The 19,255-nt window shown below is 48.9% G+C and carries 17 protein-coding genes and 1 other annotated feature (1 of these 18 only partly in view); all 17 genes read left to right on the top strand.

Going from position 1 to position 19,255, the window contains the following annotated elements:
* Positions 1–86 (top strand) — a binding site (T-box leader) (it extends 178 nt beyond the left edge of the window).
* A gap of 100 nt (positions 87–186) precedes the next feature.
* Positions 187–1,848: a 2-isopropylmalate synthase gene (locus DXB83_RS02305; protein WP_022462286.1), complete on the top strand. Its 1,662-nt coding sequence runs from the start codon at positions 187–189 to the stop codon at positions 1,846–1,848.
* Positions 1,849–1,863: 15 nt separating this feature from the next.
* Complete coding sequence (locus DXB83_RS02310) at positions 1,864–2,469, top strand: hypothetical protein (RefSeq protein ID WP_117804054.1); 606 nt, start codon at positions 1,864–1,866, stop codon at positions 2,467–2,469.
* Between the two features lie 209 nt (positions 2,470–2,678).
* Positions 2,679–4,163, top strand: coding sequence for a threonine synthase (gene thrC, locus DXB83_RS02315; protein ID WP_055266623.1), 1,485 nt, complete (start codon positions 2,679–2,681; stop codon positions 4,161–4,163).
* Positions 4,164–4,244: 81 nt separating this feature from the next.
* Positions 4,245–6,476, top strand: a complete 2,232-nt coding sequence (locus DXB83_RS02320) for a cell wall hydrolase (protein WP_117804055.1) — start codon at positions 4,245–4,247, stop codon at positions 6,474–6,476.
* A 35-nt stretch (positions 6,477–6,511) separates the two neighbouring features.
* Positions 6,512–7,561, top strand: a complete 1,050-nt coding sequence (gene cobT / locus DXB83_RS02325) for a nicotinate-nucleotide--dimethylbenzimidazole phosphoribosyltransferase (RefSeq protein ID WP_117804056.1) — start codon at positions 6,512–6,514, stop codon at positions 7,559–7,561.
* A gap of 17 nt (positions 7,562–7,578) precedes the next feature.
* Complete coding sequence (locus DXB83_RS02330) at positions 7,579–8,100, top strand: bifunctional adenosylcobinamide kinase/adenosylcobinamide-phosphate guanylyltransferase (protein WP_117509027.1); 522 nt, start codon at positions 7,579–7,581, stop codon at positions 8,098–8,100.
* A gap of 1 nt (position 8,101) precedes the next feature.
* Positions 8,102–8,878, top strand: a complete 777-nt coding sequence (locus tag DXB83_RS02335) for an adenosylcobinamide-GDP ribazoletransferase (RefSeq protein WP_055226435.1) — start codon at positions 8,102–8,104, stop codon at positions 8,876–8,878.
* A complete protein-coding gene (locus DXB83_RS02340) occupies positions 8,875–9,282 on the top strand; it encodes a bifunctional adenosylcobinamide kinase/adenosylcobinamide-phosphate guanylyltransferase (RefSeq protein WP_022462293.1) in 408 nt (135 codons plus the stop codon). Before DXB83_RS02335 ends, DXB83_RS02340 begins: the two co-directional genes overlap by 4 nt.
* Entirely contained in the window at positions 9,275–9,871 is a 597-nt protein-coding gene (locus DXB83_RS02345) for a histidine phosphatase family protein (RefSeq protein ID WP_022462294.1), read from the top strand. Before DXB83_RS02340 ends, DXB83_RS02345 begins: the two co-directional genes overlap by 8 nt.
* 6 nt (positions 9,872–9,877) lie before the next feature.
* Entirely contained in the window at positions 9,878–10,747 is an 870-nt protein-coding gene (locus tag DXB83_RS02350) for an amidohydrolase family protein (protein ID WP_207741833.1), read from the top strand.
* Between the two features lie 116 nt (positions 10,748–10,863).
* Complete coding sequence (locus DXB83_RS02355; protein ID WP_117760345.1) at positions 10,864–11,433, top strand: signal peptidase I; 570 nt, start codon at positions 10,864–10,866, stop codon at positions 11,431–11,433.
* 44 nt (positions 11,434–11,477) lie between these two features.
* On the top strand, positions 11,478–12,182 hold the full coding sequence (locus DXB83_RS02360) for a SipW-dependent-type signal peptide-containing protein (protein WP_117760344.1): 705 nt from the start codon (positions 11,478–11,480) through the stop codon (positions 12,180–12,182).
* Between the two features lie 22 nt (positions 12,183–12,204).
* A complete protein-coding gene (locus tag DXB83_RS02365; protein ID WP_022462298.1) occupies positions 12,205–12,738 on the top strand; it encodes a hypothetical protein in 534 nt (177 codons plus the stop codon).
* A complete protein-coding gene (locus DXB83_RS02370; RefSeq protein ID WP_117509024.1) occupies positions 12,735–13,907 on the top strand; it encodes a hypothetical protein in 1,173 nt (390 codons plus the stop codon). Before DXB83_RS02365 ends, DXB83_RS02370 begins: the two co-directional genes overlap by 4 nt.
* Entirely contained in the window at positions 13,904–16,546 is a 2,643-nt protein-coding gene (locus DXB83_RS02375; RefSeq protein ID WP_117804058.1) for a SpaA isopeptide-forming pilin-related protein, read from the top strand. Before DXB83_RS02370 ends, DXB83_RS02375 begins: the two co-directional genes overlap by 4 nt.
* Positions 16,547–16,597: 51 nt before the next feature.
* Positions 16,598–17,431, top strand: coding sequence for a class B sortase (locus DXB83_RS02380; RefSeq protein ID WP_117509022.1), 834 nt, complete (start codon positions 16,598–16,600; stop codon positions 17,429–17,431).
* 53 nt (positions 17,432–17,484) lie between these two features.
* The gene (locus tag DXB83_RS02385) at positions 17,485–19,185 is read left to right on the top strand and encodes a MutS-related protein (RefSeq protein ID WP_117509021.1); all 1,701 of its coding nucleotides are present in this window, start codon (positions 17,485–17,487) and stop codon (positions 19,183–19,185) included.
* The last annotated feature ends 70 nt before the right edge of the window (positions 19,186–19,255 follow it).

Raw genomic sequence — 19,255 nt, forward strand, 5'->3', positions numbered from 1 at the left:
TTCATCCGTATCCGCAGAGTGTACAGAGAAAATCTCTGTAAAACAGGAGTGGTACCGCGTAAGATATCAAGTCTTTCGTCTCTTGTGTCAGAAGCCGACACAGAAGATGAGAGATTTTTTTATGCTTTCATCCCGAATTTATGTCGGCAGAATAAATTGTATTTCACTTTCTGGGAGGAAAAAATCATGATGAATGTAAAGAAGTATCAGAAACAGTATTATATGCCGCCGGTTCCGTGCATGGACTGGGCAGAAAAAGACAGCATTGACAAAGCACCGGTATGGTGCAGCGTTGACCTTCGTGACGGAAACCAGGCACTTGTAATTCCGATGAGCCTGGAGCAGAAGGTAGAATTCTTCAAACTCCTCGTCGAGGTTGGTTTCAAAGAGATCGAGGTCGGCTTCCCGGCAGCATCTGAGACCGAGTACGAATTCCTTCGCACCCTGATCGAGCAGGATCTGATCCCGGATGACGTAACCGTTCAGGTTCTGACCCAGGCGAGAGAGCATATCATCCGCAAGACCTTCGAGGCATTAAAGGGCTGCAAGAATGCCATCGTTCACGTTTACAATTCCACTTCCTATGCACAGCGTCAGCAGGTCTTCAAAAAATCGAAAGAAGACATCCTGAAAATCGCCGTTGAGGGAGCAAAGCTCTTAAAAGAGCTGACAGAAGAGGCCGGCGAGAAATACCGCTTCGAGTACAGCCCGGAGAGCTTTACCGGAACCGAGCCGGAATATGCGCTTGAGGTGTGCAACGCCGTTCTCGACGTATGGCAGCCGACTGCAGACCGCAAAGCCATCATCAACCTGCCGAGCACCGTGGAGCTTTCCATGCCGCACGTTTATGCAAGCCAGGTGGAATACATGAGCAAAAACCTGAAATACCGCGATAATGTCGTTCTTTCCCTTCATCCGCACAATGACCGCGGCTGCGGCGTTTCCGATGCAGAGATGGGTATCCTTGCCGGAGCAGACCGTATCGAGGGAACGCTGTTCGGAAACGGCGAGAGAACCGGAAACGTGGATATTATCACGGTCGGCATGAACATGTACATGCAGGGCGTCGATCCGGAGCTTGACTTCTCCGATATGCCGAAACTCTGCCATGCATTTGAATCCTTCACCGGTATGAGCATCAACCCGAGAAGCCCGTACTGCGGATCTCTCGTATTTGCAGCCTTCTCCGGTTCCCATCAGGATGCGATCGCAAAAGGCATGCACTGGATCGAGGAGAAAGCACCGGATACCTGGACCGTTCCGTATCTGCCGATCGATCCGACCGATATCGGAAGAAACTACGATGCAGACGTCATCCGCATCAACAGCCAGTCTGGAAAGGGCGGTGTCGGCTATATTCTGGAGACGAAATACGGCCTGAATCTGCCGGCGAAGATGCGCGAGGCTATGAGCTATACCGCAAAATCCGTTTCCGATCATCTGCATAAAGAGCTGCGTCCGGATGAGATCTTTGAACTCTTTAAAGATACCTTCGAGAACGTAACGACACCGTACAACATCAACGGCGTTCACTTTAAACAGCTCGATGAGGGCAGAATTGAAGCACAGGTTACCTCCAATTACGAGGGCGGTGAGTATGCAACTGTATATGCAGAAGGAAACGGCCGTCTGAATGCTGTCAGCAACGCGCTGAAACAGCAGTACAATCTGCAGTATGATCTGGTCAGCTATACGGAGCACGCGCTGGAGCAGAGCTCAAGTGCACAGGCAATTGCCTACGTCGGCATCAAAAAGCCGGACGGAATCCTTTCCTGGGGCGCAGGCGTAGATCCGGATATCATCCGCGCTTCCATCGACGCGCTGGTAACTGCAATCAACAACCGATAAGAAAAGAGAGAGCATATGCTGTTTAAAAACAAAATTGAATACACCAAAGGAATGTTTGTGGAGATTTACGGCACCGAGATAAAAAAAGTACGTCTGGTACTGCGGATCATTACAGGGATTGCTGTTGTGGCTGCGATCGCTTTTATGATCTACGGTGCAGCAGCGCGGGGATTTATCATGCCGGGAGACTTCTTCAATCTTGGAATCTCCATTCTGATGGCACTTCTGTGTACGTTTCTGCCGAATCTGATGGCACGTTCACAGATGAAAAAATGCAAAAAGAGAGGACTCCTTGGAGAACGTACCCTTCGTTTTACTGAGCAGGTGCTCACAATGACATACGAAAAAGAGGGCAGAAGCACTGATATTCCGCTCGAAGAGCTGACAAAGGTGACGGAGTTTGACAACTTTATCCGCATCACCATCGGAGGCAGAAGCACCTTTCTCGATAAGAAACGCTTTGAAATCGGAGACGCGGCAGCGTTTGTGACCTGGGCGGAAGATAGAATCGCAGAGAATGCGGAAAAAGAGGAAGAGGCACTCGCACTCGAGGAGACAGAAAGGGAAGCTCCGGCTTTAGAAGACGGCGAAGCAAAAACGGAGGAGTCCGACGAAAATTAAATCATACATTCTGACAAAAAATATTTTGGCAGAATGGTGGAAAATGGCTGTGCATTTTTGTGCACAGTCATTTTTTGTATATTTTTGTTGTTTTTTCATACTTCATCCATTATAATAAAAGGAAGCGTACAGGTAAAACTAATCTGAAACGTATCCGGCCAGGAGTCAGAGAGGCTCTGCCGGGAGTCAAAGTGAAGGAGAGAAAGAGCATGGAAGTATTATACAAAAGTACCAGAGGCAATGGAGAAACCGTAACTGCATCCCGGGCAATCTTAAAGGGTCTGTCCGACGACGGCGGATTATTTGTACCGACCTCCATTCCAGCACTGGATGTTCCCATGGAAAAACTTGCGGCTATGAGCTATCAGGAAGTAGCATACGAGGTAATGAGCCGTTTTCTTACCGACTTTACAGAAGATGAACTGAAAAACTGTATTGCAAACGCATACGATGCGAAATTTGACACAGAGGAAATTGCACCGCTGACAAAAGCAGACGGTGTTTACTATCTGGAGCTGTTCCACGGCGCAACGATCGCGTTCAAGGACATGGCACTTTCCATTCTGCCGCATCTGATGACGACCGCCGCAAAGAAAAACGGCGTGAAAAATGAGATCGTCATCTTAACTGCTACATCGGGAGATACCGGAAAAGCAGCAATGGCAGGCTTTGCAGATGTGCCGGGTACCAGAATTATTGTATTTTACCCGAAGAACGGCGTAAGCCCGATTCAGGAAAAACAGATGGTAACACAGAAGGGCAAGAACACCCACGTTGTAGCCATCCACGGAAACTTCGACGACGCACAGACCGGCGTGAAGAAAATGTTTAACGACAAAGAGCTTGGAAAAGAGCTGGCAGATAAAGGCTTCCAGTTCAGCTCTGCAAACTCGATCAACATCGGAAGACTCGTTCCGCAGGTCGTCTACTACGTATATGCTTACGCAAACCTGGTGAAAAACGGAGAGATTGCAGACGGAGAAAAGATCAATGTAACCGTTCCGACCGGAAACTTCGGAAATATTCTCGCTGCATTCTATGCAAAACAGATGGGACTGCCGATCGCAAAACTGATCTGCGCTTCCAATGAGAACAAAGTTCTGTTTGACTTCTTCCGCACCGGCGTTTACGACAGAAACAGAGACTTTATTCTGACAACATCACCGTCCATGGATATCCTGATCTCGAGCAATCTGGAGCGTCTGATCTACCGCATCGCCGGAAACAGCGAAGCAGCAGACCGCGAGCTGATGCAGGATCTTGCAAAGGACGGAAAATATGAGATCACCGATGCGATGAAAAAAGAGCTGGCAGACTTCTACGGCAATTATGCATCCGAACAGGAGACAGCAGACGCGATTGCAAAACTGTACAGCGATACCGGATATGTGATTGATACCCATACCGCGGTTGCAGCGGCTGTATACGGAAAATACCGCGAGGAAACCTATGACGAAACCAAGACCGTCATCGCATCTACCGCAAGCCCGTATAAATTTACAAGCAGCGTTCTTGCAGCGATTGCACCGGAGTATGACACCCTTCCGGTACTGGAGCAGGTAGACAAGCTGTCTGCACTTGCCAATACCGAGATTCCGCGTGCGATCGAAGAAATCCGTACTGCACCGGTGCTTCATACGACAGAGTGTGATGTAGATCAGATGCCGGAGACTGTTCGGGCGTTTTTGAAATAAGATAAAGCAGGAACAGAATTTAAAAACAGGCAGAGCACACAGCAGGCTTTGCCTGTTTTTGCAGGGAGAGAAGAATAAATAATGAAAAATAAAGTAATCAGGGGAGTACTGGCGGCAGCTTGCGTGACAACCGCTGTCAGTGCTGCGAACGTATTTGGAGCAGGCACAGAGCAGAGTCTGGTAAATGAGGCTTCTGCTGTTACAAAGGAAGAAACAGAAGAAACATCGGAGGCGGAAACCACAGACGAAAATACGCCGGAGATGACAGAAACGGAGACGCCGGATTCGACAGCGGAAAATGCCGCCTCGGATCTTCCGGCGGCAGAAGTACAGAGCGGAAAGCCCGAAGAGACGGCGGTATCCGTGCAGGCTGGAAGCTATTACCCATGGGTGAATGAGAACGGGATCTGGTATTTTAAGGATCCGGATGGTACCATTGTCAAAGGAGCCTGGAGAGAGTACGACAAGAACCGTTACTACCTGAATAATGACGGAAAAATGGCGGTCGGCTGGAAAAAACTTGATGGATCCTGGTATTATTTCCAAAGCTGGGGCGGTGTTTACCGGGATGCCTTTTACACCGTGAAAAATGTACCGTATTATTCTGATGCGGACGGAAAAATGGCGACCGGATGGAAACTGATCGATGATGTGTATTATTATTTTGATGATCAGGGCGCGATGTACCGGAATCATTTTTTTGAGTATGACAAGAATACGTATTATGTTGATGCGGATGGAAAAATGGCATCCGGGTTCGAACAGATTGACGGGATCTGGTATTACTTCCGAAGCTGGGGCGGCATGGCACGAAATACCTTTCTGACGCATAAAAATAATATTTATCATGTTGATACGGATGGAAAGATGACGACCGGCTGGCTGCTGCAGGATGGAACCTGGTATTATTTCCGAAGCTGGGGCGGCATGTACCGCAGCACCTTTTTCAAAGCACCGACAGGAAGTGCACTTTACTATGCCGATGAGAACGGAAAGATGGCTGTCGGAAAAAAACAGATCGACGGTGACTGGTACTATTTCAAGGACTGGGGCGGCATGTATCAGAATGCATTCATCAAAAACGGAACGAGTGTCTGCCATGCGGCTGCAGATGGAAAACTGACCGTCGGCTGGCTGCAGCAGGGCAGTACATATTACTATTTTGATGAAACCGGAGAGCAGTATTTTGACCGCTTTTTTGAATATGACAACAATACATATCGTGTGAATGCAGATGGAAAGATGGTAACCGGCTGGCAGAAAATCAATGGTACGTATTATTATTTCCGGGGCTGGGGCGGCATGTACCGTAGTACCTTTTTCCAGCTTGGCGGTGAAACGTATTATGCCGATGCGGATGGAAAGATGGTGACGGGCTGGCTTTCGAAAGAGAACCAGTGGTATTACTTCCGGGAAAATGGTGCGATGTACCGCAATACCTTCTTTACGCATTTAAACAACAGTTACTATGCCGATGCCAACGGCGTGATGGTGACGGGAGAGCGGACTATTAACGGCGCTTCCTATTACTTTAAAGACTGGGGAGGCATGGCAAAGAACCAGTGGCTCAATGCACAGAAACGGATGGTAAGCGGTGATCCGCAGACGGGCTGGTATTACTTTGGAAGCGACGGAAAGATGGTAAAATCGTATTACGCTCTGCTGAAAAAGAACAGCAGCAACTGGTACTACAGCTTTGACGAAAACGGAGTGTGCATTCTCGGCTCGAGCCAGTATGTGCGTGCAAAGGACAGCGTAAGCGGAAAATATTATACGATGGAGCATCAGTATTACACGGATCCGTCTGTGAGTGACCGTGATTTCTTTGCGGCTATCTGCAGTGCGGAGGCGGGTGTCCAGAGAAAAACCGGTATGACGGCAGTTGCGATGGTCATCCGGAACCGGATGGCGGCACAGAATATTTCGCTCCGCACAGCGATTTATAAACAGCAGCAGTTTGAACCGGCGCGGAACGGAAGTCTGACAAACTATCTGACGGGAATTGCGGAGCAGAGCAGTTCGATCATCAATCAGCTGAAAAATAATGGAGCCTACGGTGCAGTGGATGAATCCCGGTCGATCATGGATGCATATCTGAAGAACGGCACAAAACGTGTGATCCCGGGCTTTGGCGATACGAGAGATGATTTTGATTATCTATATTTCATGACTCCGAAAGCATTTGAAAATCTGAATATGGATAAAGAAAAATGTGTGACATATACATACACCTATAAATGGACAACTTCCAGCGGAACAGCGCGGGAAGATTCCCATATTTTCTTTGTGAACTGGGTGAAAAAACAGAGCTGATCGGACGTCATATCGAAAGAAGGGGCGAACAAAAGATGACATTACAGGAAACAATCGGACAGATCCATCCGCTTTCGAAAGAGGCGATGGATCGTGCCAAGGCTCACTGGGACGGCATTGCAAAGCCGCTCCACAGCCTCGGAAAGCTGGAGGACGTGCTCATCCAGATTGCCGGAATCACCGGAAAAGAGAAGATTTCGATTGAAAAAAGAGCACTTCTGACGTTCTGTGCGGACAATGGCGTTGTGGAAGAAAACGTGACGCAGAGCGGTCAGGAAGTGACAGCGACAGTTGCGGAAAATTTTCTGCAGGAGAAGGCGACAGCAGCCATTCTCTGCCGCGGTGCGCATGCGGATCTGTTTCCGATTGATATCGGAATGGCGCGCGATACGAAGGTTCCGCGGTATAAAGTTGCGTATGGAACAAAAAATATGGCAAAAGGTCCGGCGATGACAAGGGAAGAGGCCGTTCGTGCGCTTGAAACAGGAATCGCCGTGGCGGAAGAAAAAATTGCGGCGGGCTATCAGCTGATGGCAACCGGTGAGATGGGCATTGGAAATACGACGACGAGCAGTGCAATGGCAGCCGTTTTCCTGAATCAGCCGGTTCCGGAACTGACGGGACGGGGCGCCGGGCTTTCGAGTGAAGGTCTTGCGCGGAAAATTGCAGCGATTGAAAAAGCAATTGCCATCAATCAGCCGGATCCGTCCGATCCCATCGATGTGCTGGCAAAGGTCGGCGGTTTTGACATTGCCGGCATGGCGGGTGTCTTTCTTGCAGGGGCTGCACATGGCGTTCCGGTTGTGATGGACGGCTTTATTTCCTGTGTGGCAGCGCTTCTTGCTGCACGGATTGCACCGTTCGCAAAGGACTATATGATCGCTTCGCACGTATCGAAGGAGCCGGCGGCGCATCTGCTGCTTGCAGAGCTTGGAAAAGAAGCCTTCCTGCACTGCGATATGTGTCTGGGCGAGGGAACGGGCGCCATCATGCTTTTCCCGATTCTGGATCAGGCAAATGCCGTATACCGCGGCATGGCGACATTTGACGAGGCACAGATCGAAACGTATGTGCCGCTGACTTAAAAAAGGCAGGTGAAACGATGATACATCTGGTTACAGGCGGCAGCGGCAGCGGAAAATCGGCGTATGCGGAGCAGTGTATTCTGGATTTTGGCGGAACACGGAGGGTTTATATCGCAACGATGCAGCCGTTCGGTGCGGAAGGGCAGGCGCGTATTGCACGCCACCGGAAGATGCGCGCGGCAAAGAAGTTTTCGACGATTGAGTGTTATACGAATTTAAAAGAAGTGGAGCTGGAACCGGGAAGCGATGTGCTGCTCGAATGTATGTCGAATCTCACGGCAAATGAAATATTTGATCCATCCGGGGCGGGAAAAGCGCGGACGGAGGAGGAAATTCTTGCGGGCGTTTCCCGTCTGGCCAATCAGGCGCGGAATCTGGTTCTGGTGACGAATGAAATTTTTTCGGACGGATACCGATATGAGGAGGAGACGATGGAATACCAGCGGATCCTGGGAAACATTAATGTACGTCTGGCAGAGATGGCGGACTGTGTGACCGAGGTTGTGTATGGGATTCCCGTCAGAATAAAAAAAGAATAAGATGAAAACGATATGGAATAATTTTAAAGTGGCGTTTGCCATGTACTCGAAAATCCCGATGCCGCCGGCAGACTGGGAAAAAGAGAACATGAAATATGCGTTGTGTTTCTTTCCGTGGGTCGGACTGGCTGTCGGTGCAGTTTCGGCGGTGCTTTTCTGGCTGCTGCAGCAGATTGGCGCGGGAAGCATGCTGCGGGCTGCAGTGCTGACGGCAGTTCCGGTTCTGGTGACGGGCGGCATTCACCTCGACGGCTATCTGGATACGATGGATGCGTTAAGTTCCTGGAGAGAAAAACAGCGCCGACTGGAAATCTTAAAAGACCCGCACGCCGGAGCATTTGCGATTATTATGGGATGTCTGTATTTTGTACTGTACGCGGGCGCAGCCGGAGAACTTGTCTGGAAGATTTTTCCGGCGTATGCATTTGGCTTCGCAGTTTCGAGATCGTTCAGCGGTCTTTCGATCGCGTTTTTTCCAAATGCCAATCCGAAAGGAACAGCGGCAGCGTTTGGCATGAGCGCAGAGAAAAAAAGAACGGCGGCGGTGCTTGTTGTGACGATTTTTGCCGTGACGGCGCTCTCAGCTTCGTTCTGCGTCTGGGCGGCACTGGATGTACTGGTTGTATCGGCACTGGTATTCTGTTATTATAAATGGAAAAGCAGTAAGTATTTTGGAGGAATTACAGGAGATCTCGCAGGCTATTTCCTTTCGCTCTGTGAGCTGGCACAGCTCCTGTCTCTTGTGGTACTTTCTCTTGGAATGGAGAACTGGAAATGAAATTAGTAATTGGAGGGGCTTTTCAGGGAAAGCTTGACTTTGCAAAGAAGATGACCGGAAAAGAAACAGGATGGGCCGATGGGGCAGCAGTTTCGAAAGAGGAGCTGTCGGCATGTTCCGGCGTATATGATTTTCAGGAACTGGTCCGCAGATGGCTCCTTCTGGAAGAGGAGACCGGGACTGCACCGGAAGCAGAACTGGAAGAACTGCTGCAGAAAAATCCGGAAATCTGCATTGTTACGAATGAACTCGGTTACGGAGTGGTTCCGATCGAACCCTTCGACCGGAAATGGCGGGAAAAGACGGGGCGCATCTGTACGGAGCTGGCAGCAAAGGCTGATTCGGTAACCCGTGTGGTGTGCGGAATCGGAATCCTGCTGAAAGGTGAGGAAAAACATGATTAAAATTGCAATGATCCGCCATGGAAAAACCTATGGCAATACATTAGGACGGTATATCGGCGTGACGGATGAACCACTGTGTGAGGAAGGGAAAAAAGAGCTGGAACAGCGGACGATGGATACCGTTGAGCTTCTGTTCGTCAGCCCGCTGAAACGGTGTCTGGAAACGGCAGACATTCTGTATCCGTATGCCAAACAGGTCAAAATCCCGGAATTTGCAGAGTGCAATTTTGGTGAGTTTGAGAACAAAAATTATCAGGAATTAAAAGATAATCCGAAATACCAGGAGTGGATTGATTCCATGGCGACGCTTGCCTTTCCGGGCGGTGAGAGCCCGCAGCAGTTCAAGGACCGCTGCATCGCCGGCTTTGACAAGATGGTGGATACGTGTATCCGCCGCCATTACCGTAACGTGGCGATGGTGGTGCACGGAGGCACGATCATGAGTATCCTTGAGCAGTACGGCGTGCCACAGAAGAGTTACTATGACTGGCGAGTAGAAAACGGCTGTGGATATCATCTGTATCTCTCGGAGCAGAACTGGAAAATGGGCCGCAGAGAAGCTGTGGTGGAATCGGAGATAAGGCGGTAAACAAAAATGGTGACAGCAGAATGCCATGCCCATATTTTTATGGACGGTGTGGATTACAAAAAGGCGGCGGCAGCGCATGAAAACGGCCCGCGGGAGGATCTGATCCGGGAACATCTGGCGGCGTATCAGAAGGCAGGGATTTCCTATGTGCGTGACGGCGGAGATCCGTACGGGGCGGGTGTTCTTGCACGGAGCCTTGCGCCGGAGTACGGGATCACATACCGCACACCGGTTTTTGCGATTCACAGGGCGGGCCGTTATGGAAAAATTGTCGGACGCGCATTTTCAGACGGGAAAGAGTATTGCGCGCTTGTGCGTGAAGTACGCCGTGCGGGCGGAGATTTTATCAAGATCATGACGACGGGAATCCTGGATTTCGCGACAAAGGGGCATGTGACCAGTGAGCCGCTTTCCAGGGAAGAGGTTTTTGCAATGACAGCTGCGGCGCATGATGCGGGGCTTTCTGTGATGGCGCATGTGAACGGCGCACAGGCTGTGATGGATGCGGCAGAGGCAGGCGTGGACTCGGTTGAGCACGGGAACTTTCAGAATGAAGAGAGCATCTGCTGTATGGCAGAGCATGCAACAATCTGGGTGCCGACAATTGTGACGGTTTCGAATCTTCTGGAGAACGGCAGATATCCGGCTGAAACGCTGGCGTGGATTTTTGAGACGCAGAAAAAAGGTCTGCAGCTCGCATTTGAAAAGGACGTTGTGCTTGCGGCGGGAAGTGATGCCGGCGCATACGGCGTACTTCACGGAAAAGGAATCCGGGAAGAAGAGAGTGTAATGCGAAAAATCCTTGGGGCAGAAAATGGGCAGGAGCTGGAAAAGCGGCTTGCGTTTGGAGAAAAAAAGATCCGGGAAAAGTTCTGAAAATTTTCTGCGTTTCAGGCTTTAGAAAAAATTTAGAATTAAACGGGCAGACAATGCTTGCGCTTTCGCCCGGACTATGGTAAGTTTAAATCACTTTTACAAGAACTTTAGAGAAAATGAAACAGGGATATTCTGAGACAGAGGGTAAATGCTATCCTCTGTTTTTTGCGTGCAAAAATGACAGTCTGGATGTCCGCATCGACGGAAGGGAGCAAATGAAAGCAAAAGGAAAACTGGGGCTGCAGGGCTTTCTTTCCTTCCTTTTTCTGGCGGCGGGATGGTATCTGATGCAGTATTTCTGCGCCTATGTCGTACTGTCCGGGTCCATGGAACCGGAGATCCCGACGGGATCTGTTGTGGTTGTGGATGGACGGAAGAAGGAATGGAATCCGGGGGATGTGATTACCTACCGGAGAGGAAATATGGTGGTGACACACCGGATCGTGGAAAAGAGCGAGGAAGGATACTGTACTAAGGGGGATGCCAACGCGGAGGAAGATGCAGGCATCGTTTTGGAAAAACAGGTGATCGGGAATGTGATCGTAGCTCTTCCCTGGCTTGGCTTTGGTATCGTCTGGCTCCGGCAGAGAGGAACACTCTTTTTTCTGGCCGTGGGAGCGGTGATGCTTTTTACAATCCGGCAGCTTTGGCACGGTAGAAAAATCATGCAGGAAAACAAGTTATAAAAAGAATTAGCAAAATTATTTAGGAAAACAGGAGGAATTGATCTATGAAAAAACAGCGGAAAATCGTATTCTGGGCAGCATCACTGCTTCTGACAGGAGCCCTGGCAGCGGGCGGAACACTGGCGTATCTGACGGATAAGGATTCTGTGACGAACCAGTTTGTTGTGGGAAAAGTAGATATCGAAGGAAATGAACCATCGTACGCACCAGATCCGGACGGAAAGACCAATCATATCGTGCCGACCCAGGTGATTCCGAAGGACCCGCGTATCAAAAATAAAGGTAAAAATGATTCTTACGTTTATATGGATGTTTCCATACCAATCGCAAAAGTGATCGTTGCAGATACATCCGGAAACCGTTTAAACGGCGGGGCAGCCGTCGATACGGAACTGTTTTCGATGAATCAGCTTTCGAAAAAATGGGTGCTGATGTACAAGAAAAAACAGAACAATTCGATGGTATATACATATCTCTACAATGAAGTGCTCGCAGCTGGCAAAGCGACGGATCCTTTATTTACGAGCGTGACAGCAGCTAATATCGTGGAAGGGCAGCTGGATGAAAAAGAGGTCGATATTCCGATCAATTATTATGCAATCCAGGCGCTGAATACCGGTGAGGGAAGTACGGCTGCCGAGCGGGCAGCAAAGGCCTGGGAGAAGTATGTAAATCAGAATAATGGGCAGAAGGGGCAGGTAACGGCACCGCAGTCGGAGCCGGAACAGACAGAAGCACCTGGAATTTAAGCAGTTTTCTGGGGGACAAAAGATGAAGAAAAAGACGAAACGGCTGTTTTTCCTTGCGGGTGCGGCCGGGTGTACGATGGCGGCAGCCATTTGGCTGCTGCCGGGAACTTCGGCGTATTTTACAGATCACGAGAGTGTCTGGAATCGTATGGTGTTCGGACATAATACAAGTACTATCGATGAAGAATTTCCGACACCGACGCCCGTACCGCCAGGGAAAAGTGTGGTAAAGAGAGTAAAAATCAGAAATGAAGGTTCCGTTGCCTGCTATATTCGAGCGGCACTTATATTCAGTGAACCAATTGAAGCGATTGAGGGACTTGATACGGAAAACTGGGTAAAAGGAGAAGATGACTACTATTATTACAAAAAACCGGTTTCAGAAGGCGAAAGCACGACGGAATTGTTTACCGGAATCCGCGTTGCAAAAGAAATGGAACAGAAAGAACTTGAGGTTTCGGTCTATGAGGAATCGGTGCAGATCCAGAAGGGGAATATGGTATTTCACGGCTATCGGGAGGCATGGGATGCTTATGAGAGAGGTGGTCAGACATGAAAGGAAAACGCGTCAGGATCGGATGTGCGGCGGCAAGTCTTCTGATGGGAATCAGCGGAACGTATGCATATTACCGGAGCAGTGTTGAGACCATTAACAAAATAGCTGTCGGAGATGTAAATATTGGAATCTGGGAATATGAGGAAGACGGGGATGGAGAAAAGAAGTATGAGGGACCGGAAAACGGCATTGTACTGCCTTCCCAGGTGATTTCAAAAATTCCGCGGATCACCAATTATGCTGAACCATGCTATGTCCGGGTAAAGCCTGTGTTTGATGAGGAAGAAACGCAGGATTACCGTCTGGGGGAAGAGGACCTTGGGGGAATCGAGGACGTCTGGCTGAAAGCAGGAGAGTATTATTATTATCCAAAAGTGCTGGGAAAGCAGGAATCTGTCGATTTTTTCCGTACAATCACCATTCCATCTGCGTGGACCAGTGAGGCGGAGGGACAGGTGCTGTCCGTTGAAATCCAGGCGGAGGCCGTACAGGCAGCGAATGTGACGCCGGATTTTACGGCAGAAGCTCCGTGGGGAGAAGAACTGGAAATAGAACAGTGTGTCCACGAGGCGGATAATACCGTTTCGGAGGTTTCGCAGCAGAGCTTCCTCACCGTTTCGTACGAAGGAGCAGCGCGGAATCTGATCTTGGCACCCGACAATTTCTTTCGGAACTTTCCAGTGCTGATGCCGGGAGATGAATGGGAAGATACGTTCACACTGGTGAACACGACAGCAAGCCGTGCAGAATTTTTTCTGCGGACGGAACTTCCGGAAGAACTCAGTGAAGCAGAAAAAGAACTGCTTTCCAAGGTGAAACTGGAAATACGAGAGGGAGACAGCGTGATTTATGAAGGTGATTTAGAGAGTGAGGGACTATGGGCAGCAAAAAGTCTTGGAATATGCAGTCCAGATGAACGGAAAGAAATCTGTTTTTCAATCCGTGTGCCGTCAGAACTTGGAAATGAATGGGCACTTCGGAAAAGCGGGGTAAAATGGATTTTTTCTGTCGAAGGAGAAGATCTGCCGCAGGAAGAAGGCCCCTCTATCTGGCACAGCGCGCCAAAAACAGGTCTGCGCGATCCGTCAGCAGCGGTCCCCATTGGAATTGCCGTGACAGGAGCCTTCCTGTTTCTTGCCGCGGGCCGGTCTGAAAGGAGGAAAGAATGAAAAGAGCAAAGAAAAGCTTCTGGTTTCTCGCAGGAATTCTGCTGTTGTTGGGATTTTGTTTTCGGGAAGATGTTCTGGCTTCGAGTCTTACGAGTCTTCCTTCTCTTTCGAAAGCCGGAATCGGAGAAGTTGTATCATCGGACTCTGTTATTGACGGCCGATATGATTTTACCCCGCTGATCGGAAGTGAGACAAAAATCCGTTTTGGAAGTACAGATGGAAGTACCTGGGACAATCTGTTCTGCAAAAACGGAGAGAGCCATTCGAAATGCTGTTCCACATGGTGGCCGGCGGCCGATGTGAAGGGATGGAGTAATCTCCGTTCCTTCACGCCGCTGGAGTCGAAAAAAGGAAAAATGTATGCGGAATATACGAATGTTGGAGAGTGCCACGGGGAAAATGTAACGATGCGGATCTGGCTGGAAGACTGGCAGAACACGGTTGTACCATCAGGGTATGAGGACGTGGATGCGGTAGTCGTGGCGATTGACCACAATAAGCCGGTCATTGATATTAAAGGTCTGCTCTGGATCAAGGTACGGTTTGCTTATTACGACAGTAAAGGAAATCCGCTGAATGTGAAAGGATATTTTACACTTTCAGATCTGGACTTTAAGCAGGGCTTTTATCTGGCTGATGAGACAGAACATATCTATCTGACGAAGGAGGCAGATGCCAGAATCGTCTACGATGCCAGAACAGAAGCGATCTGGTCGGCAAGACGCGGCTCTGAGCCGGACGGTGGAACAACTCCGGAAAATTCGGAAGGCTGGGTTACAGTTACCTTTGAAGGAAATTCCCAGACGATGATTTTCTATGATGGAGGCACTAACGACGCGGTAACTGGTCCCGGCGGCGGAGTGAAAGCACCGAAAAAATGGCCGGATAATTTTGTAAACGATACTTCCAGTACGTACAACAACTGGCATGGAGCATCCCGTGAAACGGGAATAACTGTTGTGCCGTGGAATACTTCGGAATTTGGTTACACAGCGAACGTTCCCTGTCATCTGTCGAAAGTAGGAGATCTTGTAGTGAAAAAAATGGATGCAGAGACAAAAGAAGCTCTTTCGGGTGCAGAATTTACCGTGTACCGCTGGAAAAACAACACCTGGAGTGAATTCAAAAAGATGAACTGGGTGAAAAAAACGGGTTCTTATCTGCTGGAGGGAATTCTGGATACAGACAGTGAAAATGGAAAATTCCGTGTTGTGGAGACAAAGAATCCAGCTGGTTATGCAGGAAGCTGGGAGCAGGAATTTTCCATTGACAAGGAAGGCATGCAGACGATCCATCTGGAGGCAGAAAACACAAGAAAAACAGGCTCACTGAAGATAAAAAAGACGGAAGAAAACTCAGGGAAAGTACTTTCTGGTGCAACATATCAGGTGATTGCGAGCGGAGCAATTACAACGGTAAACGGAACAGTGCTGTTTCCGGATCAGGCGGTAGCAGCTGTGCTGAAAACGGATGAAAATGGAGAGGCGTTCAAAAACGGGCTGGAGTACGGAACGTATCTTGTGCGGGAAACGGCGGCTCCAAATGGATATGTGCTGGATCCGACGGAAAAGAAAATAACGATCGGGGAACAAAACGCACAGATCACACTGACGTTTACAAACTGGAAGAACCGTTTTGTTCTGCAGAAAGTAAGTCAGGGAGACGGAAAAGTGCTTCAGGGAGCAGCCTTTCATATCTGGACGAAAGATGGAAGTTTTGATGAGACAAAAAAGACGGATGCAAATGGAAAAATTGAGCTGACGGGACTTTTGGACGGTGTCTGGTACTATCAGGAGACAGCATCTCCGGAGGGCTTTCTGCTGGACAGCACATGCCGGGAATTTGTGGTAGAAAACGGAAAAATTGACGGTAAATCGGAACTGTCGGTGACGGTCGAAAATGATGGAACACATCTGACAATTGAAAAAATAGATGCAGAGAGCGGAAAACGAATTTCCGGCGCAAAGCTGGTATTAAAAGATATGGATGGAAACCGTGTGGACAGCTGGATTTCAGGAGGAAGCGGCCCGCATGAACTGGAAAAATTAAAGCCGGGTTCTTATGTCCTTGTGGAGGAGGCCGCGCCGGATGGATACCTTGCGGCAGAACCGGTTTCGTTTGTGCTGGAGGCAAAACAGGAAGTGCAGACCGTGACGATGAAGGATCTTGCATGTGAAACCTTGACGATTACAAAGAAGATTAAGGCGGATGAGATTACATGGGCGCATGGAAATCCAACGTTTCTGTTTTCCGTGAAGGGAAAGGATCTGTATGGAAAAGAACATACATACCAATGCTATCTTACGTTTACAAAAACACAGGTGGAGAAAACGACAGATCAGGACGGCTACACGGAACAGTCGGTACAGATCCGGGGAATTCCGGCAGGAAACGATTACCGGGTACAGGAGAAGAAGGTGCTGCGGTATTCGCTTATGCAGGTGACAGGTACGAAGAATGTTACCGTGAAAAAACTAGAAGAGCCGGCATATGGAAAAGATCCTGCGCGCGTCTTTTCGGTATCGGTAAATCTTTGCGGACATCCCAAAGAAAGTGAGGTTGTATTTGAAAATCAGAAATACCGCTGGGATGATTATGGACACAACAGTATTGTAAAAAACCGGATTCCGGTTGAATAACAAAACGGAAAAACATTCCACCATCGGTTCGGGTGGTGGAATGAAAACAAAATGGAGAGAGAAAAAATCAGCAGAAAAAGAAGAGGGATTGCAGTTCTGACATTGGCGGCGCTTTTTTTCTGGTATCTGCCGCAGATTCAGGTAAGCCGGCAGATTCGAAAAGAACAGGAAGAAGCGGTGGAGATGTATGTCAGAGAAGAAAAAGAAGAGAACAAAGAGGAAAACGAAAAAAGCGAAGAAGTGCAGGAGCAGGAACCGGGCAGTACAGATCAAAATCTGTTTCGGACAATTGATTTTACAGGACTTCGATCAAAAAATAGAGAAATCTGCGCGTGGCTCTGGATTCCGGGCTGCGCCTTAGATGTTCCGGTTGCGCACGGGCAGGATAACGCATATTATCTGACACACGATGCGTTTTGCAGGGAGCGGATTTACGGCAGTATTTTTGCACCGTGTGATACACCAGAGGATTTTTCTGAACGTCACACGATTTTATATGGGCATAATATGCGGGATGGAACGATGTTCGGAGGATTGAAAAAGTATCGTGAGGCGTCGTGGGAACAGGAATTTCCGTATCTGTACCTGTATTTGCCGGGTGAAGCATGGCAGTGCCGTATTTGGAGTGTGGAGGAGACGGATGCCAAAAGTGATGTTTACCGGCTGGGAGCATGGAGCGATGCGGACTGGAATGCATGGGTACAGGAAAGAAAAGAAAACAGCATTATCTTTGGCAGCGGTGAGGAAAAGAAAGTTCAAAAGATACTTACCCTTTCCACCTGCATTGGTGACGGCAGCAGTTCACAGAGACTGGCTGTACATGCGGCGGTGGAGATGATTTTTGCAACAAAATCTGGAAGGGAAGAGGGTTCTGTGCTAGAATAAGACAGAATCAAAAGACTTATGATACAGAGCAGGAAAAAGGATGGCGATAAGACATGAAAGAACTGTACACGGCAGCAGGAATTTTTGTTGTTCTGATACTGCTGGGAGTTTGGATGGTACAGAATAACAGAAATGAACAGGAAAAGAAGCTGGTACAACTGCGGAAGAAATGGGGAAAAAAGCAGGAGAAACGGACGGCACGGGAAAAGAAAGAAAAACTGGAAGCGTGTCTGAGACGAAAAGCAGGGGAAAACTTCTGCGTGGACGCGATTACCTGGAATGACCTGGATCTCGATGCGGTTTTTGACACAGTCGACCACACAGTGTCGGTGTGCGGGGAAGAATATCTGTACACGGCGCTTCGGATGCCGGTCACAACAACAGAAATCAGGGAAGAGCGGGAACGGCTGATGAAGCTTTTTGCAGAGAACCAAAAAGCCAGAGAAGCAGTGCAGAAAGCACTTCTTTTGATGGGAAAAGAAAAGATGAATCCGCCGACAGAAGAAATAGCCGTACTGATGGAGGCGGAGCCTGGAGAGAAGGGGAAATATCTTCTGATGGCCGGTATTGCTGTGCTTGGAATTGGACTGCTGTTTGTACTGCCTCCGCTGGGTGTGGCTGTTCTGTTTGCTTCTATGGTCGGCAACGGACTGATGCATGGAAGGGAGAGCAAAAAGCTGGAGAGTGCATTAAAAGCGTTTGGCTGTATCCTGCGGCTGCAGCGGACAGCCAGGGAACTTGGAAAAGAAAAAATTTCCGGACTGGAAATGTATCAGAAGCGTCTGGAAGAACAGGAAAAACAACTCCGTCCGATTACAAGAAAATGCAGAACACTTGTGAATACGAAAGAATCGCAGGGCGGTGCAGCAAACATGATTTTTGCATACTTTCATACGTTCTTTCTGCTGGATCTGATCGAGTATTCTTCGGTTGTTTCCGGAGTGAAATCGTATGAAAAAGCGATTCTGCAGATGGCAGAGGATCTTGGACTCCTGGACTTTGCACTGTCTGCAGCATCGTACCGGGAGAGCCTTTCGTATTACTGCCGGCCGGAATTCCTGGATGAGAAAAAGGCGGGCTGTCGGATCGATGTGGAGGAGCTTTATCATCCGCTTCTGACACATCCGGTGGCAAACAGTTTGTATGCGGAGGGCGGAATTCTGCTGACCGGCTCGAATGCGTCGGGAAAATCCACATTTATGAAAAACATGGCAGTGAATGCGATTCTGGCGCAGGCACTGAACACGAGTCTTTCGAAGCGGTACCGCGGTGTTGTGTGCCGGATCATGACATCCATGGCACTCCGCGATAATCTGGCACAGGGAGAGAGTTACTTTGTTGTGGAAGCAAAATCTTTAAAACGGATTCTGGAGGCAAGCCGGGAAAAAACACCGCTTCTGTGCGTCATTGATGAGGTGCTGCGGGGAACAAACACGACGGAGCGGATTGCAGCGTCAGAGAGTGTGCTTGCTGCCCTGCGCCGTGCAAATGTGCTCTGTCTTGCAGCAACACATGATACTGAACTGACGTATCTGCTGGAAGATCTCTATACCAATTATCATTTTGAAGAGCAGATTACCGCGCAGAGTATTTCCTTCCCGTATCGCCTGGAACAGGGGCCGGCAAGAGGAAAGAATGCGATTGCGCTGCTTGGAAATATGGGAATTGATGAAAAAATTGTAAAACAGGCAGAAAGAAGAGCTGCGGAGTTTGAAACAACAGGAAGCTGGGAAAAGAATAAGTTTCTGAGATAGAAAAACAGCCGGGAAAAATTGATCTTTTTTGAAAAAATATGCGAAAATGGTTCAGCATTTTTTCATTGTG

Source organism: Blautia sp. OM06-15AC (assembly GCF_003481425.1).
In the GTDB taxonomy this organism is placed as follows: Bacteria; Bacillota; Clostridia; order Lachnospirales; family Lachnospiraceae; genus Fusicatenibacter; species Fusicatenibacter saccharivorans.

What these genes read in the sequence shown, in the direction of transcription:
- DXB83_RS02305 (WP_022462286.1), top strand. Translation starts at nt 187, where the DNA reads ATGATGAATGTAAAGAAGTATCAGAAACAGTATTATATGCCGCCGGTT.
- DXB83_RS02310 (WP_117804054.1), top strand. Translation starts at nt 1,864, where the DNA reads ATGCTGTTTAAAAACAAAATTGAATACACCAAAGGAATGTTTGTGGAG.
- thrC (WP_055266623.1), top strand. Translation starts at nt 2,679, where the DNA reads ATGGAAGTATTATACAAAAGTACCAGAGGCAATGGAGAAACCGTAACT.
- DXB83_RS02320 (WP_117804055.1), top strand. Translation starts at nt 4,245, where the DNA reads ATGAAAAATAAAGTAATCAGGGGAGTACTGGCGGCAGCTTGCGTGACA.
- cobT (WP_117804056.1), top strand. Translation starts at nt 6,512, where the DNA reads ATGACATTACAGGAAACAATCGGACAGATCCATCCGCTTTCGAAAGAG.
- DXB83_RS02330 (WP_117509027.1), top strand. Translation starts at nt 7,579, where the DNA reads ATGATACATCTGGTTACAGGCGGCAGCGGCAGCGGAAAATCGGCGTAT.
- DXB83_RS02335 (WP_055226435.1), top strand. Translation starts at nt 8,102, where the DNA reads ATGAAAACGATATGGAATAATTTTAAAGTGGCGTTTGCCATGTACTCG.
- DXB83_RS02340 (WP_022462293.1), top strand. Translation starts at nt 8,875, where the DNA reads ATGAAATTAGTAATTGGAGGGGCTTTTCAGGGAAAGCTTGACTTTGCA.
- DXB83_RS02345 (WP_022462294.1), top strand. Translation starts at nt 9,275, where the DNA reads ATGATTAAAATTGCAATGATCCGCCATGGAAAAACCTATGGCAATACA.
- DXB83_RS02350 (WP_207741833.1), top strand. Translation starts at nt 9,878, where the DNA reads ATGGTGACAGCAGAATGCCATGCCCATATTTTTATGGACGGTGTGGAT.
- DXB83_RS02355 (WP_117760345.1), top strand. Translation starts at nt 10,864, where the DNA reads ATGAAACAGGGATATTCTGAGACAGAGGGTAAATGCTATCCTCTGTTT.
- DXB83_RS02360 (WP_117760344.1), top strand. Translation starts at nt 11,478, where the DNA reads ATGAAAAAACAGCGGAAAATCGTATTCTGGGCAGCATCACTGCTTCTG.
- DXB83_RS02365 (WP_022462298.1), top strand. Translation starts at nt 12,205, where the DNA reads ATGAAGAAAAAGACGAAACGGCTGTTTTTCCTTGCGGGTGCGGCCGGG.
- DXB83_RS02370 (WP_117509024.1), top strand. Translation starts at nt 12,735, where the DNA reads ATGAAAGGAAAACGCGTCAGGATCGGATGTGCGGCGGCAAGTCTTCTG.
- DXB83_RS02375 (WP_117804058.1), top strand. Translation starts at nt 13,904, where the DNA reads ATGAAAAGAGCAAAGAAAAGCTTCTGGTTTCTCGCAGGAATTCTGCTG.
- DXB83_RS02380 (WP_117509022.1), top strand. Translation starts at nt 16,598, where the DNA reads ATGGAGAGAGAAAAAATCAGCAGAAAAAGAAGAGGGATTGCAGTTCTG.
- DXB83_RS02385 (WP_117509021.1), top strand. Translation starts at nt 17,485, where the DNA reads ATGAAAGAACTGTACACGGCAGCAGGAATTTTTGTTGTTCTGATACTG.